Source organism: Phenylobacterium sp. LjRoot225, from assembly GCF_964252855.1.
In the GTDB taxonomy this organism is placed as follows: domain Bacteria; phylum Pseudomonadota; class Alphaproteobacteria; order Caulobacterales; family Caulobacteraceae; genus Phenylobacterium.
Genome location: NZ_CAXUPL020000003.1, coordinates 1 through 13,523 on the forward strand (window position 1 = coordinate 1; position 13,523 = coordinate 13,523).

17 protein-coding genes are annotated in these 13,523 nt (G+C 68.0%); 1 reads left to right on the forward strand and 16 read right to left on the reverse strand.

Annotation, left to right across the window (positions count from 1 at the left end; translation table 11 throughout):
* From ACSQ2B_RS15070 to rimP, 4 genes are all read right to left on the reverse strand, one after another.
* On the reverse strand, window positions 1-396 hold a 396-nt coding region (locus ACSQ2B_RS15070), incomplete at its 3' end, for an IF-2-associated domain-containing protein (RefSeq protein WP_436051046.1).
* 92 nt (window positions 397-488) lie between these two features.
* Window positions 489-1,115, reverse strand: coding sequence for an RNA-binding protein (locus tag ACSQ2B_RS15075; protein WP_436052571.1), 627 nt, complete (start codon window positions 1,113-1,115; stop codon window positions 489-491).
* A 180-nt stretch (window positions 1,116-1,295) separates the two neighbouring features.
* Window positions 1,296-3,041 carry a transcription termination factor NusA gene (nusA, locus tag ACSQ2B_RS15080; RefSeq protein ID WP_436051048.1) on the reverse strand — a complete coding sequence of 582 codons (1,746 nt, stop codon included), beginning with the start codon at window positions 3,039-3,041 and terminating at the stop codon, window positions 1,296-1,298.
* A gap of 12 nt (window positions 3,042-3,053) precedes the next feature.
* The gene (gene rimP, locus ACSQ2B_RS15085; RefSeq protein ID WP_436051049.1) at window positions 3,054-3,602 is read right to left on the reverse strand and encodes a ribosome maturation factor RimP; all 549 of its coding nucleotides are present in this window, start codon (window positions 3,600-3,602) and stop codon (window positions 3,054-3,056) included.
* Window positions 3,603-4,100: 498 nt separating this feature from the next.
* Between rimP and ppa the strand changes: the two genes are divergently transcribed.
* Window positions 4,101-4,634, forward strand: a complete 534-nt coding sequence (gene ppa / locus ACSQ2B_RS15090) for an inorganic diphosphatase (protein WP_436051052.1) — start codon at window positions 4,101-4,103, stop codon at window positions 4,632-4,634.
* Between the two features lie 34 nt (window positions 4,635-4,668).
* Here the strand turns inward: ppa and trmB are convergent, their stop codons facing one another.
* The 12 genes from trmB to ACSQ2B_RS15150 form a co-directional block, all read right to left on the reverse strand.
* Complete coding sequence (gene trmB, locus ACSQ2B_RS15095; RefSeq protein WP_436051054.1) at window positions 4,669-5,343, reverse strand: tRNA (guanosine(46)-N7)-methyltransferase TrmB; 675 nt, start codon at window positions 5,341-5,343, stop codon at window positions 4,669-4,671.
* A gap of 67 nt (window positions 5,344-5,410) precedes the next feature.
* Window positions 5,411-5,881, reverse strand: a complete 471-nt coding sequence (locus ACSQ2B_RS15100; RefSeq protein WP_436051056.1) for a hypothetical protein — start codon at window positions 5,879-5,881, stop codon at window positions 5,411-5,413.
* Window positions 5,878-6,477 (reverse strand): response regulator, encoded by a 600-nt coding sequence (locus ACSQ2B_RS15105; protein WP_436051057.1) that lies wholly within the window; start codon window positions 6,475-6,477, stop codon window positions 5,878-5,880. Before ACSQ2B_RS15105 ends, ACSQ2B_RS15100 begins: the two co-directional genes overlap by 4 nt.
* On the reverse strand, window positions 6,474-6,821 hold the full coding sequence (locus ACSQ2B_RS15110) for a hypothetical protein (protein ID WP_436051059.1): 348 nt from the start codon (window positions 6,819-6,821) through the stop codon (window positions 6,474-6,476). The genes ACSQ2B_RS15105 and ACSQ2B_RS15110 overlap by 4 nt, the downstream gene beginning before the upstream one ends.
* A 12-nt stretch (window positions 6,822-6,833) precedes the next feature.
* Window positions 6,834-7,403, reverse strand: coding sequence for a chemotaxis protein CheD (locus ACSQ2B_RS15115; RefSeq protein ID WP_436051061.1), 570 nt, complete (start codon window positions 7,401-7,403; stop codon window positions 6,834-6,836).
* On the reverse strand, window positions 7,400-7,789 hold the full coding sequence (locus ACSQ2B_RS15120; RefSeq protein ID WP_436051063.1) for a response regulator: 390 nt from the start codon (window positions 7,787-7,789) through the stop codon (window positions 7,400-7,402). The genes ACSQ2B_RS15115 and ACSQ2B_RS15120 overlap by 4 nt, the downstream gene beginning before the upstream one ends.
* Entirely contained in the window at window positions 7,789-8,823 is a 1,035-nt protein-coding gene (locus ACSQ2B_RS15125; protein WP_436051065.1) for a protein-glutamate methylesterase/protein-glutamine glutaminase, read from the reverse strand. Before ACSQ2B_RS15125 ends, ACSQ2B_RS15120 begins: the two co-directional genes overlap by 1 nt.
* Window positions 8,823-9,704, reverse strand: a complete 882-nt coding sequence (locus ACSQ2B_RS15130) for a CheR family methyltransferase (RefSeq protein ID WP_436051066.1) — start codon at window positions 9,702-9,704, stop codon at window positions 8,823-8,825. Before ACSQ2B_RS15130 ends, ACSQ2B_RS15125 begins: the two co-directional genes overlap by 1 nt.
* On the reverse strand, window positions 9,701-10,168 hold the full coding sequence (locus tag ACSQ2B_RS15135) for a chemotaxis protein CheW (RefSeq protein ID WP_436051067.1): 468 nt from the start codon (window positions 10,166-10,168) through the stop codon (window positions 9,701-9,703). The genes ACSQ2B_RS15130 and ACSQ2B_RS15135 overlap by 4 nt, the downstream gene beginning before the upstream one ends.
* Window positions 10,169-10,172: 4 nt before the next feature.
* Entirely contained in the window at window positions 10,173-12,410 is a 2,238-nt protein-coding gene (locus ACSQ2B_RS15140) for a chemotaxis protein CheA (protein WP_436051068.1), read from the reverse strand.
* A gap of 22 nt (window positions 12,411-12,432) precedes the next feature.
* Window positions 12,433-12,798 carry a response regulator gene (locus ACSQ2B_RS15145; protein WP_436051070.1) on the reverse strand — a complete coding sequence of 122 codons (366 nt, stop codon included), beginning with the start codon at window positions 12,796-12,798 and terminating at the stop codon, window positions 12,433-12,435.
* A complete protein-coding gene (locus ACSQ2B_RS15150; protein ID WP_436051071.1) occupies window positions 12,795-13,100 on the reverse strand; it encodes an STAS domain-containing protein in 306 nt (101 codons plus the stop codon). Before ACSQ2B_RS15150 ends, ACSQ2B_RS15145 begins: the two co-directional genes overlap by 4 nt.
* Window positions 13,101-13,523: the final 423 nt, after the last annotated feature.

Genomic DNA, 13,523 nt, shown 5'->3' on the forward strand with positions numbered 1-13,523 from the left:
GGCGGCGGCGCGCGCCTGCTCTTCGCGGGCGCGGCGTTCGGCTTCCTGGACCGCCTGGTTCTGGCGAGCGAGCTCAATGGCGCGCTGGCGCGCGTTCAGCTCCTCGGCGGAGAGACTGCGGCCGTCGCCGCCCTGCGGCGAACGCGGGGGCGCGCCGCCGCCGGAGCGGGGCTGGTCGACCCGCTTCTCGTGGGACGACGGGGCGGCGAGGTTGCTCGGCGCCGGCGCATGGGTGCGCGGGCGCTTGGTCTCGACCACCACAGTCTTCGAACGGCCGTGGCTGAAGCTTTGCTTCACCGTGCCGGCGCTGACCGATCCACCCCCGCGGGGCTTGAGGGTCAGGGGCTGGCGTCCGCCCGGGGCGGAGTTGCGGCCGTTGTTGTTCTCGTCGCTCATGCGCTCGCTTTACTTAGCGGCCGGGCGGTCCCGACCTTCGGATCGATCAATACGAGAAGGGCGGAAACCGTCTCAGGCTCCCGCTTGCCTCTCTAAGGCTCCTCGCGCCAACTCTCAGGAAGGAGCGGGCTAAAGCCCGCCAACCGGTGGGCGTCCTGCGCCCAACGATCGGCGGCACGCCCCGCAAGGAAGGCGGTGTGTATCACATTCTCCAGGCCTAAGGCCAAACCCAATTCCGTCGCGGAAAAGACCCCGAAAATCCCGGGGGTGCGGGAATGCCTTCGGGCAACGGCCAGGAGTTTACGTCGGCCGTCCGCGGCGCCGTCGGACGCCTCGATCAGCCAGGCCGCCTTGCCGGACGTGATCGCGGCGGAGACCTTCTCAAACCCCGAGGTAAGATCGCCGGCGCGCCGTGCAAGACCAAGGCCCGACAAAAGCCGGCGCTTCAGCAGCATCTCCACCTGATCGGCGAGATCGGGCGATGCGACAAGCTTGGCCTTGGCCGCGCGGGAAAAGAGACCCTTTCTCGCCGCCGTCTCGACCGAGCTCCGGTCGGCGGCGACCCAGACGCCCCGGCCAGGCAGCTTGCGGGCGAGGTCGGGCGTCACCACGCCGCCGGGTCCGGCGACGAAACGGATCAGGCCCGCCTCGTCCCGCGTTTCGCCGGAGACGATGTCGCGCCGCTCACGCGGATCGTACGGCGCAGACGGTTCGTTCAGTTCCGGATCATCGGAAGTCTGTTCCACGGCGGGCCACCCCTCTACCGCTCATCCCCGCGAAAGCGGGGACCCAGGCTTTTTTGGCTGCGGTTCAAAGGGCGGACTTTCGTAGGGCGGCAAATCGGAAACAAAACGCCTGGGTCCCCGCTTTCGCGGGGATGAGCGGATCTAGAAGGAAGCTCAGGCGTCGCGCGCCTCGCCCTCCATCTCGGCTTCGGCGAAGGCCTCGGTGTCCTCGATCGCCTCGCCGGCAGGCTCCTGCGCCTCGTCGACGACGTCCAGTCCCTCGGCCAGCTCTTCAGACGGCTCTTCGGCGATCTCTTCCGGAACTTCCGGCGCCTCGACCCAGCCCATCACCACGCGGGCGCGCATGATCAGCGCCTCGGCGTCCGCCGGGTCCAGGTTGAAGCTTTCGAGCACGCCCGGCTCGCGCACGCGCTCGCCGTTCTTGGTTTCGAAATAACCGCGCAGGTCGTCGGGGACCAGGCCGGCGAGATCCTCGACGGTCTTCACCTCGCCCTCGCCGAGCGCCACGGCCATCGGCAGGGTGACCCCTTCGATTTCCAGAAGACCGTCCTCGACCCCGAGTTCGCGGCGCTTGCCGTCGAGTTCCGCGGCTTCCTTCTCGAGGAAGTCACGGGCGCGGGCCTGGATCTCTTCGGCGGTGTCCTCGTCGAAGCCTTCGATCGAGGCGATCTCGGAGGAGTCGACGTAGCCGACGTCCTCGACGCTGGCGAAGCCTTCGGTGACCAGCAGCTGGGCGATGACCTCGTCGACGTCCAGGGCTTCCTGGAAGAGGGCGGTGCGCTCGGTGAACTCGCGCTGGCGGCGCTCGCTCTCCTGGCTCTCGGTCATGATGTCGATCTGCCAGCCGGTCAGCTGGCTCGCGAGACGGACGTTCTGGCCGCGGCGGCCGATGGCCAGCGACAGCTGTTCGTCGGGCACCACCACTTCGACCCGCTCGTCCTCCTCGTCCATGACGACCTTGGAGACTTCGGCGGGGGCCAGGGCGTTGACGATGAAGGTCGCCTCGTCCGGGCTCCACTGAATGATGTCGATCTTCTCGCCCTGCAGCTCAGCGACGACCGCCTGGACGCGGCTGCCGCGCATGCCGACGCAGGCGCCGACCGGGTCGATCGAGCTGTCATTGGAGACCACCGCCATCTTGGCCCGGCTGCCCGGATCGCGCGCCACGGCGCGGATCTCGATGACGCCGTCGTAGACCTCGGGCACTTCCTGGGCGAACAGCTTGGCCATGAAGCCGCCGTGCGCGCGGCTCAGCAGGATCTGCGGGCCCTTGGTCTCGCGGCGGACGTCGTAGATGTAGCAGCGCGCCCGGTCGCCGATGTTGAAGTTCTCGCGCGGGATCGACTGGTCGCGGCGCATGATGCCTTCGCCGCGGCCCAGGTCGACGACCACGTTGCCGTATTCGACGCGCTTGACGACGCCGTTGACGATCTCGCCGACGCGGTCCTTGAACTCTTCGTACTGGCGCTCGCGCTCGGCTTCGCGGACCTTGCCCGTGACCACCTGGCGAGCCATCTGGGTCTGCACCCGGCCGAACTCGAAGGGCGGCAGGATCTCTTCGTAGGTGGCGCCCACTGCAGCGTCCTTATAGACGCGCTTGGCTTCGGAGAGGCGCATCATGCCCGGAGGCGCTTCCGCCGGCAGGCCTTCTTCGGTCTCACCGTAGGTGGCGTCGTCGTCGACCACGGTGATCACCCGCTTGACCAGCGTCTCGCCGGTCTTCGGATCGATCTTCACGCGGATGTCGTGCTCGGCGCCGTAGCGCGAGCGGGCGCCCTTCTGGATCGCTTCCTCGATCGCCTCGATGACGATCTCCTTGTCGATCGACTTCTCGCGCGCGACGGCCTCGGCGATCTGCAGAAGCTCAAGCCGGTTGGCGGAAATGCCCGTCAGGCTCATGGGTCAGGTCCCTTACTCGGAAGTCTGTTGTTCTTGTTCGGCCGCGACGCGAGCGGCGCGCACTTCGGCGCCGCGCTTCATCAGCTCGTCCGTCAGGACGAGCTTGGCTTCGGTGATCCAGGCGAACGGGATGAGGGCGGTGTGCTCCTCACCGTCCAGGTCGATCGCCACATTGTCCGCCTCGGCGCCGGCCAGTAGGCCGCGAAAGCGCTTGCGGCCCTCGGCGATGCGGTCGAGTTCGAGACGGGCCTCGTAACCCTCGTAGGTCGTGAAGTCCTTCAGCCGCGTCAGCGGCCGGTCGACGCCGGGGGAGGAGACCTCCAGCACATATTCGCCGGTGATCGGATCGGCGGCGTCCATGATCTCGGAGATCGCGCGCGACAGCCGCGCGCAGTCCTCGACATTCATGTCCCCGTCGCTCGGGCGCTCGGCCATGATCTGCAGTCGCCGCTGCTCATCGGCGCCCATGAGACGCAGGCGCACGATCTCGTAGCCGGTCGCCTCCGCCACGGGGTCGAGCAGCTCCAGCAGTTGCAAATCCTCGGCGGTCTTCCCGCGCATAAGCTTGGCCGTCCTCCGGCAAAGAAAAAAGCGGCCGGGCCGCAGCCCGCCGCTTGAAGGCGCTATCCAGCGCGATCAGCGATGTAGAGGCCAATATAGCGGGCGTCAGCGCGGTTGTCAGCCCTCAATGCGCGACCGCCTTTTCAGCAACAGGAAACCTGCCGCGCAGACGAGCAGCCTTGACGGATTCATGAAGACGGGCCGCGGGCCGAACGGCGCCGATGTTCGACCTGCGCCCCGGGAGATCCACCCGCGCCCGGTGGCGCCGATAGCGGCGGGTCGCGACGGCAAGATCAAGCGCCGCCCAGGGTTTCGGCGGCATTTCGAGCGAAGAGTCGACCGATGCTCGCCCCGCCGCAAACCTTTGGCGACAAACAGGCTGCAGATTGACCGCCGTTAGATTTAAGCCGCCGACCGCGCGAGCGCCCTTTTCTGACGGCCGGCTTTAGTCCACACAGCGCCTCGCTTTCGCGTGTTCTTCAAAGGTCATCCTCCCCCATGGACCTCTCCAAGATCCCCACCGGCGCCAATCCGCCGTATGACGTCAACGCCATCATCGAGATCCCGCAAGGCGGCGAACCGGTGAAGTACGAGCTGGACAAGGACTCCGGCGCGATCTTCGTCGACCGCTTCCTGCACACGGCGATGTTCTATCCCGGCAACTACGGCTTCATCCCGCACACCCTCGCCGACGACGGCGACCCGATGGACGTCCTGGTGGTCGGCCCGACCCCGGTCGTGCCGGGCGCGGTCATCCGCTGCCGTCCCGTGGGCGCGCTGATGATGCGCGACGAAGCCGGCGGCGACGAGAAGATCCTGGCCGTGCCGGTGGACAAGCTCCACCCCTTCTACAACGGCGTCGACAGCTGGCGGGCCCTGCCCTCGATCCTGACCGAGCAGATCGCCCACTTCTTCCAGCACTACAAGGACCTGGAAAAGGGCAAGTCGGTGGACATCATCGGCTGGGCCGATCCGGCGGAAGCCGCCGATCTGATCCGCACCTCGATCGAGCGCTACAAGGCGCTGGGCTGATCAATTCCTCTCCCCGCCTGCGGGGAGAGGAATGTTACGTCCGCACGAAATCCAGGAACGCCGGAGCGCAGTCGCCGAGGCGTTTTTCCTCGTAGCGCGTGGTGACGTGGTCGGCCGGCGGCGTGCGCCAGTCCGACGCCCGGTCGGCGGTCCAGGACAGCCCCGGCGTGGCGATCAGCCGCTCCAGACTCCAGTCCACATAGTCCGCCCAGTCGCTGGCGAAGCGTAGGCGCCCGCCGACCTTCAGCACCCGCGCCAGCTCGGCGGCGGTGTCGGCCTGCAGCAGCCGGCGCTTGTGGTGGCGCGCCTTTGGCCAGGGGTCGGGGAAGAGGATGAAGACCCGCTCAAGACTGGCGTCAGGCAGCCGGGCCAGGAGGTCGCGCGCGTCGCCGTCGTGGACGCGCACGTTCTTCAGCTCGGCCTCGTCGATGTGCCGAAGCGCGCTCGCCACCCCGTTCTGGAAGGGCTCGGCGCCGATGAACAGCACGTCGGGGCGTTTGGCCGCCTGGGCCGCCAGGTGCTCGCCACCGCCGAAGCCGATCTCCAGCCAGACCTCCGCAGCGCCGGGCATCAGGGCGCGCGGCTCGAACGGCTCCAGCGGCGCGCGGATCGCCGGCAGCAGGGTGTCCATCAGCGCGGCCTGGCGCGGCTTGATGGTGCGGGATTTCAGCCGGCCGTAGGACCGCAGCGGCGGGTGGGGCGAGGTCATGGCCGCCTTCTATGCGGCCGCGCGCGCGATGCGAAGCGCAGATGAGATCAGATGACAGGGGTCGGGGTCAGACCACGCTGGTGGCGAGCTGCCGCAGGCCGGCCAGCACCTGTTCGCGGATCGCGGCAGGATGGTCGCCCGGATTGCGCAGCAGGCGCAGTCCGTCGAGGTGCACCTGCACCATCTGTCCGTGGAAACGTTCCAGCGTCTGGAAGCGGCTCACCAGCTCGCACAGGCTGTAGGCGGCCTGACCGAGCTCGGCGAGGCCGAAGACCCCGCCCATGGCGACCACGCGGTTGGCGCAGATGTAGATCTCCTGCAGCCCGGCTTCATCGAAGACCCCCGCAGTCTTGAGCTGCTCGCCCAGGGCGTAGATCTCTTTCAGGTTGGCGTCGATCTCGGCGATCGTCGGATCGCGGACCTGTTCGACAGCCTGCTGGGCGGCGGAGAGCGCTTCCGAAGCGGTCATGCCGCCCTTCGTGACGACGCTCTTCGCCAGCCGGTTCTCGTACTTGAAGGTGTTGCTGCCGGGTTTCACAGGACGGCCCTTTTCGGGTTAAGCAAGGCGTCAATGTCGGACTGGGACATGTCCGGGCCGCCGGCTTTGCCGAGCTTGGCGGAGACGTCGTCGCGACGGCGGCCCTTGGTTCCGGCGGGTGGGCCGAAGGTCTTGTGGCGGCGATCGGGGCCGCAATAGGTGTCGGTGACCACGAACTGCCGCGTCTCGCGCGCCAGCCACATCACCCGGTCGAACATGGTCCTCGGCGTGATCGGCTTGGCGACCACGAAATTGGCGCCGCAGTCGCGGGCCCTGGTGATCGAGCTGGGCGCGGTGTGGCCTGAGACCAGCATGATCGGCGTCAGCCGGTTGTCGTTGTCTTCCATCCGCCGCAGCCGCGTCACGAAGTCGAAGCCGGCGCCGCCGGCCATGTCGCAGTCGACGATGATCAGGTCGAAAAGGATGCCCTGCTTGATGCAGGCCTCGGCCTCGGTGAGGCTGAGGCACTTGCGGATCGCCTTGACCCCGAAGCCGATGAAAACCTGGCCGAGGATGTCGAGTTCGGACTGGTTGTTCTGCAGCAGCAGAACGGTGGCCTTCGACAGGTTTAGGCGGGCTTCTGCCTTCTCCGTCATGGACAGGCTCCGAAGAAGTCGATTTCGCCGGTTTCCGGCGGCGGATGCAGGGGGCCGCCCAACAGGCGCCACGCCAGCTCGGTGAGCGGCACCACGGAGGCCGCGGGGGCGGTGTCGACCACCCATTCGCCCGGCAGGGTCGCCGACAGGGCGTGCAGATAGTCGGCGACCGCCGCGAGGCTCTGGGTCAGCAGATCCAGCGTCTGCGCCTCCTCGATCGCCGCCCCGGTCTGCAGGGCCGGCGCCAGCCCCGCCTGCAACGCTTCGCAGCGATCCGCCAGGGTGGCGAGTTCGCCGGCGCAGGCGCCGAGGGCGCGCGACAGGGGCTGGAGGGTTTTCGACACGGGCGCCGGGGCTCAGAACAACTCGAGCGCGCCGGTGTCGGCGGCGGGCTTGGGGGCGCGGATGGTCTTTTCGCGGGCGAAGACTTCTTGCGTGTCCTTCGGCAGGAGGACCTGCCGGGCGCGGCCGCTCACCGGCCAGAACTGGATGCGCCGACCGGCGTCGCCGCGCAGCGACCCGCCGATGTTGCTCAGGCCTTCACGGCGCATGAATTGCTCGGCGAAGGTGGCGTTCATCTCGCCGACGTCGGTGAGGCCGGTGATCAGCCTGGCGCCGCCGAACAGCTTGCCTTCCAGCCGCTCGCGGCGGGCGCCCTGGGACAGCAGGGCGTTCACCAGCAGCTCCATGGCGTGCACCCCGTAGCGCACGGAATCCGCGTCGCCCTTGCTCGGGTCCACGCCGGGCAGCAGGAAATGGTTCATGCCGCCGATCCCGGCGACCGGGTCGCGCAGACAGGCCGCCACGCAGCTGCCCAGGAGGGTGGTCAACACCACCTCCGGGTCGTCTGTGACGTACTGCTCGCCCTGCACGATGTGCACGGGCCGCAGGCCGTCATGTCGTGGACGGGTCCCGACATGACTCATGTGAGGGGGCCGAACACAGCCTCGATCTTTTCCTTCAGCGTCTGCACGGTGAAGGGCTTCACGAGGTAGTTGTTGACGCCGAACTGCACCGCGCGCTGCACCAGCTCCTTGTCCGCCCGGCCCGTCAGCATGATGAAGGCCGTGCCGCGGATGGGCTCGTGGGCGCGAACGGCGCGGAGCAGGCCCAGGCCGTCGAGCCTTGGCATGTTGTAGTCGGAAATGATCAGGTGCGACTTGGCGGTGAGCATGGCGCGCAGGCCATCCTCGCCGTCGGCGCACTCCCGGATATCCTTGAACCCGAGCTGCTGCAGACCACTGCGGACCAGCGACCGCATGGTTTGCTGATCATCGACGACGAGCACCTTGAGGGAAGAGGCTACAGGCATCAGACGTTCTCGATCAGGTTGGGGCTGGGCGCTTTGAGGAGTTCGGCGGCGATCCGCTCGAGCGGCGCTTGACGCTCGACGGCTCCGATTTCGAAGGCCACCTTCGGCATGCCGTAGACGACCGAGCTGGACTCGTCCTGGCCGATGGTGCGGGCGCCGGCCTGGCGCATGGCCAGGAGGCCCTCGGCGCCGTCGCGGCCCATGCCGGTCAGGATGGCGCCGATGGCCCGCGATCCGGCGACCTTGGCCACCGAACGGAACAGGACGTCGACGGATGGACGGTGGCCGTTGACCGCCGCCCCGGTCGACAGGCGGCAGCGCAGGGTCCCGGAGCCGCCGACTTCCAGATGGTTTTCGCCGCCCGGGGCGACGTAGATCCGGCCGTTCTCCAGCACCGCGCCGTCGTGCGCTTCGGCCACCTTGGGCGCGCACATGCGGTCAAGCCGCTCGGAGAAGCTCTTGGTGAAGGTCGCCGGCATGTGCTGGGTGATCACCGTCGGCGGACAGTTGGCCGGGAAGCGGCTGAGCACGGTGATCAGCGCCTCGACGCCACCCGTCGACGAGCCGATGGCGATGATGCAGTCGTTGGGCGTGTGCTCCAGCGGCGCCGGCTTCGCCGCGCCCGGCTCGGCGGTGCGCAGCGGCCGGACCTTGGCCTTCGCCGCCGCCTTCACCTTGAACGGCAGGTCCTGGAAGCCTTCCAGCCCGCCCGTCGAGGGCTTGGCGACGCAGTCGATCGCGCCCAGTTCGAGGGCCTCCATGGTCGCCTCGGCGCCGCGCACCGTCAGCGTCGAGACCATCACCACCGGCATCGGCCGCAGGCGCATGATCTTCTCGAGGAAATCGATGCCGTTCATGTTCGGCATCTCGACGTCGAGGGTGAGGACGTCGGGGTTGAGCCGCTTGATCGCTTCACGCGCTTCCAGCGGGTCGCCCGCTTCGCCGACCACCTCGATCTCGGGGTCGCGTTGCAGGACGGTGGCGATGAGACTCCGCATGGTGGCGGAGTCGTCGACAATCAGCACACGGATCATTAGCGCACGCTCCGCAGGCGGTAGGTGGTCACGCCGTCCGTTTCCAGTCGCGCCGCGGCGTCGCCGCACACGCGTTCGGAATGGCCGATGTAGAGCCGCGCATCCGGGCTCATCAGCGGCAGGAACCGGCCGAACACCTTCGCCTGCGTCTCCTCTTCAAAGTAGATGACGACGTTGCGGCAGAAGATGGCTTGGAACTGGCGCCGCATGGGCCAGTCGCCGATCAGGTTGAGTTCGTTGAAGGTGGTCAGCCGGCGCAGCGGCTCGGCGACCCGGAAGTTGTCGCCGTCGCGCTCGAACCAGCGGGCGCGCAACTCGCCGGGCACCGCCGCGACGATCTGGCTGGAGTAGACGCCCGCCCGGGCCTCGGCCAGCATCTGGGTGTCGATGTCGGTGGCGAGGACTTTGATGTCGTATTCCGGCGCGTCCGGCATCAGCGACAGGATGGTCAGGGCGATCGAGTACGGCTCCTGGCCGTTCGAACAGGCCGCCGACCAGATCCGCACCGAGCCGCCGCGCTTGGCGGCCGCGAGCAGCGGCGGCAGCACCGTTTCCTTCAGATGCTCGAAGTGGTGCGGCTCGCGGAAGAAGCGCGTGACGTTGGTGGTCAGCGCCACGATCATCTGCTGGCGCTCGTCCACCCCGCGGTCGTTGGTCACCAGGGCGCAGTATTCGCGGAAGCTCTCCAGCCCGAGCGCGCGCAGCCGCTTGGCCAGCCTGGAGTAGACCAGGGTCGCCTTGCTCTCCGGCAGCGCGATGCCGGCCGCGGAATGCAGCGTCGCGGCGATCGTGCGGAAGTCATCCGCCGTGAAGTGGAATTCGCCGTCCACCAGCTGGGTGCGGCGGTCTTCACGGCCGACCATGGGGGGCGCGGCGGTCATGCTGCGTGATCGAGTTCGCGGTCGGGCAACACCCGGTCCAGCGAGATGAAGCTGACCATCCGTCCGTCGATGGCCAGCAGGCCGCGGACGAAGGTGCGCACCATCTCGGAGGCGACGTCGGGCGTCGGCTGAATCTCTTCGTCGGTGACGGTCAGGATGTCGGAGACCGCGTCGACCAGCAGGCCGACGACCTGGTTCTGCACCTGGGCGACGATGATGACGTGGCGGGCGGTCGGGTCGGCGGTTCCGAGCCCCAGGCGGGCGCCCAGGTCGACGATCGGCAGCACCGCGCCGCGCAGGTTGATCACCCCGCGGACGAAGGGCGGCGCCTGGGGCAGCGCGGTCGCGGGCGTCCACCCGCGGATCTCGCGCACCTCCATGATGTTCACGCAGAATTCCTGGTCGCCGATCCGGAAGGAGATCAGCTCGCGGCCCGCGCCGCTCTTGTTCGCAGCTTCACTCATGCTCTCAGCTCGCCTGCAGCAGCCTGGGGGCGTCGGCCGTACGCGAGGCCGCCACCAGGGCGTCGATATCGAGGATCAGGGCGACGCGGCCGTCGCCCAGAATGGTCGCCGCGGCGATCCCAGGCACGCGGCGGTAGTTGGCTTCCAGACTCTTGATGACCACCTGGCGCTGGCCTTGGATCGCGTCGACCAGCAGCACCGCGCGGGTGCCGCCTTCGCCCTCGATCAGCAGGGCCACGCCCTGTTCGGAATCCAGCGGCTCGGACCGGTAGCCCAAGGCCAAGCCGACATCGACCAGCGGCACGTAGGAGCCGCGGATGGAGATCACCCTCGCCCCGCCGCCCAGGCCGTGAACGTCGACGCGCTTCGGCTGCAGGGTCTCGATGATCGAGGTCAGCGGAGCCACCAGGGTCTGCTGACCGGCGGTGACCACCATGCCGTCGAGCACCGCCAGCGTCAGCGGCAGGCTCATGGAGAAGGTCGAGCCGAGGCCCGGCCGCGAGGTGATGGTGATCCGTCCGCCCAGGTCCTGGATCGAACGCTTCACCACATCCATGCCGACGCCGCGGCCGGAGATGTCGGAGATGGCGCTGGCGGTCGAGAAGCCCGGCAGGAAGATCAGGTTGTCGATCTCTTCGTCGGTCAGCACCGCCTCGGCGGCGATCAGCCCCTTGTCGATGGCGATCTGCTTGACGCGCTCGCGGTTGATGCCGCCGCCGTCGTCCGCGACCTCGATGACGATCCGGCCGGACCGGTGGGCCGCGGAGAGCTTGCAGGTCCCTTCCGGATTCTTGCCGGCCGCGATCCGCTTCTCGGGCGTCTCCAGGCCGTGGTCGATGGCGTTGCGGATCATGTGGGTGAGCGGATCGGTCAGGCGCTCGATGACGGTCTTGTCGACCTCGGTGCCCTCGCCTTCGGTGAGCAGCCTCACCTGCTTGCCGGTGATGTTGGCGAGCTCGCGCACCAGGCGCGGCATCCGCTGGAACACCGACTTCACCGGCTGGGCGCGGATCGCCATGACGCTGTCCTGGATCTCGCGCGTCAGCTGCTCGAGTTCGTCCAGGCCGCCGGCCACGTTGGACGCGCGGGCCAAGCCCGCCTCGTTCACCCGCTGCGCCAGCATCGCCTGGTTGATGACCAGTTCGCCGACGAGGTCGATCAGCCGGTCGACCCGGTCGAGATCGACGCGGATGGTCGCCGCCGCCGACGCCGCCGGAGGGGCGTTCTTGTTGGCGTCGCCGCGGGCGTTGACCGCATTGGGCGCAGCCGCCGCAGGTTCAGCGAGCTCGGCAAGGGCCGGAGCCATGTCGACGACCGGAGCCTCGACCTCGACCGTCGGCAGAGGCGGCGGCTCGGGATCGGCGTTCGCGTCCTCGAGCGGAGCCTCGCCGGCGGCGGATTGGGCCATGCTGATCAGGGCGGCGATGTCGAGCTCGGAGTTCGGAAGCTCGATCGGCGCGCCGTCGGCGCCGATCGCCTGGACGTCCAGCTCACAGTCGGCGTCGACGAATTCGAACACCTCGCGCAGGTCGCTCTCGGTGGCGCCGCCGCGCACGCGGATGTTCCACGAGAGATAGGCGCCTTCGGGATCCAGGTGCGGCAGTTGCGGCAGGTCGCTGGCGTCCAGCTCGACCTCGACCTCGCCCAGCCGGGCGAGCTCGCGCAGCAGCAGAACGGTCTCGTTGGCCTTGGCGTAGAGCTCGGGTCGCGGCTTGAAGCGCAGGCTCCAGACGGCGGGCTCGGGCGCAGCCTCTTCGACCGGCGCCTCGGCGGCGTCGAGATCGAGGTCCAGCGGCGCCATCTGCATCGGCTGGAAATCGATCTCGCCCATGCCGTCGTCGCCGTCGGCGGATTCTTCGATGCCGGTGAAGGCGGACAGCTCGGCGGCGCAGACGTCGCAGCGGGCCTGGTCGACGTCACCCCCGTCGCGCGCGGCGCGGACCAAGTCGGCGAGCACGTCGGCCGAACGCAGCAGGGCCTTGACCACCTCGTTCGAGGCCGCGAGGCGGTTGCTGCGGACTTCGTCCAGCGTCGTCTCGAAAATGTGGGCGAAATGGACGAGGTCCTCGAGGCCGAAAGCCCCGGCGCCGCCCTTTACGGAGTGCACCGCCCGGAAGACGGCGTTGACCGTCTCGGATTCAGTATCGCCGCCTTCCATGGCGAGGAGACCAGACTCCAGTTCAGCGAGTTGCTCCTCGCATTCCTGGAAGAAGGTCGCCTTGATTTCCGCCATCGGATCCATGGGTAGGTCCTTCGTAGAAGCTTTAGGCGGCCACGCGGCGGATGGCTTCCACCAGCTTTTCCGGATTGAACGGCTTCACGATCCAGCCCGTCGCCCCGGCGTCCCGGGCCCGCATCTTCTTTTCGGCGCTCGACTCGGTGGTCAGCACCAGGATCGGGATGGCGCGGCAACGGGCGTCGGCGCGGACGCCCTCGATGAAGCCGTATCCGTCCATCCGCGGCATGTTGATGTCCGTGACGATGACGTCTGGCGTCTCGCCAGCGAGGACTTCCAGGCCGTGGACGCCGTCCTCGGCCTGTACGACGTTGAAACCGGCGTCGACGAGGGCCAGCCGCAGCATGTCGCGCATGGTGCGGGAATCGTCGACCGTGAGGATGGTCTTGCTCATGCGCTGAGCTCCCGAGAGTTGAAGTGCTGATCGATGGGCGCGCCGAGCAGCGCGAGGGTCGTGGTGAATTCGTCGGAGGGCGAGACCAGGGCGAAGGCCGCCCCATCGGTGCTCCAGGTGGCGTGGGCCGACAGGAGAACCTGCAGGCACTGGGCGCCCAGCCGCTCGACGGCGGAGGCGTCCACATCGACGTTGCGGCCGCGCAGGGCCAGTAACTCGTGTGCGAGCGGGCCGGCGGCGTTCAGGTCGAGGACCTGACCGAGCCGCAAGACGGCCGCGCTCTCAGGAGCAGGGGTTTCCATGGCGGGCTAGAGCTCTTTCCCGATGTCGCCGGCGATTGATCGGGGATGGCCAGCCGCGCCGCCGCCGACGGCGTACGCGTGCTCCATCATGAGGACGACCCGAGTCCCGCAGGCGCTCGCAAGCGACGCCTTGAAAATCGTCTGGTTCGTTCCAACCACAGCGACGACTCCGCCCGTAAACCCGAGGCGCTTCTGCCCCCCCGTGGTCCTGAATTTCGGCTTTCTCCTGTTGAAAAAGGATTACTGCGGCAAAAACTAAGTTCGAGAGGGTCACGACTCCTGCGAATCATTCGCTGGATAATGAAGCCGAACCCCGACCACTTCGCCCACGCCCCGCGTTGTAAGACGGCAAGTTCTGGTGTTGGCGGGGGCCGAAAATCTTGACACCCTGTATTTCGAACCGCCTGAATTTGGTCACATTGT

Excerpts from the sequence above, each read along its gene's own strand:
- ACSQ2B_RS15120 (WP_436051063.1), bottom strand. The coding sequence starts at position 7,789 with ATGCCTGTAGCCTCTTCCCTCAAGGTGCTCGTCGTCGATGATCAGCAA.
- ACSQ2B_RS15145 (WP_436051070.1), bottom strand. The coding sequence starts at position 12,798 with ATGAGCAAGACCATCCTCACGGTCGACGATTCCCGCACCATGCGCGAC.
- ACSQ2B_RS15125 (WP_436051065.1), bottom strand. The coding sequence starts at position 8,823 with ATGATCCGTGTGCTGATTGTCGACGACTCCGCCACCATGCGGAGTCTC.
- ACSQ2B_RS15105 (WP_436051057.1), bottom strand. The coding sequence starts at position 6,477 with ATGACGGAGAAGGCAGAAGCCCGCCTAAACCTGTCGAAGGCCACCGTT.
- rimP (WP_436051049.1), bottom strand. The coding sequence starts at position 3,602 with ATGCGCGGGAAGACCGCCGAGGATTTGCAACTGCTGGAGCTGCTCGAC.
- ACSQ2B_RS15130 (WP_436051066.1), bottom strand. The coding sequence starts at position 9,704 with ATGACCGCCGCGCCCCCCATGGTCGGCCGTGAAGACCGCCGCACCCAG.
- ACSQ2B_RS15150 (WP_436051071.1), bottom strand. The coding sequence starts at position 13,100 with ATGGAAACCCCTGCTCCTGAGAGCGCGGCCGTCTTGCGGCTCGGTCAG.
- trmB (WP_436051054.1), bottom strand. The coding sequence starts at position 5,343 with ATGACCTCGCCCCACCCGCCGCTGCGGTCCTACGGCCGGCTGAAATCC.
- ACSQ2B_RS15140 (WP_436051068.1), bottom strand. The coding sequence starts at position 12,410 with ATGGATCCGATGGCGGAAATCAAGGCGACCTTCTTCCAGGAATGCGAG.
- ACSQ2B_RS15135 (WP_436051067.1), bottom strand. The coding sequence starts at position 10,168 with ATGAGTGAAGCTGCGAACAAGAGCGGCGCGGGCCGCGAGCTGATCTCC.
- ACSQ2B_RS15115 (WP_436051061.1), bottom strand. The coding sequence starts at position 7,403 with ATGAGTCATGTCGGGACCCGTCCACGACATGACGGCCTGCGGCCCGTG.
- nusA (WP_436051048.1), bottom strand. The coding sequence starts at position 3,041 with ATGAGCCTGACGGGCATTTCCGCCAACCGGCTTGAGCTTCTGCAGATC.
- ppa (WP_436051052.1), top strand. The coding sequence starts at position 4,101 with ATGGACCTCTCCAAGATCCCCACCGGCGCCAATCCGCCGTATGACGTC.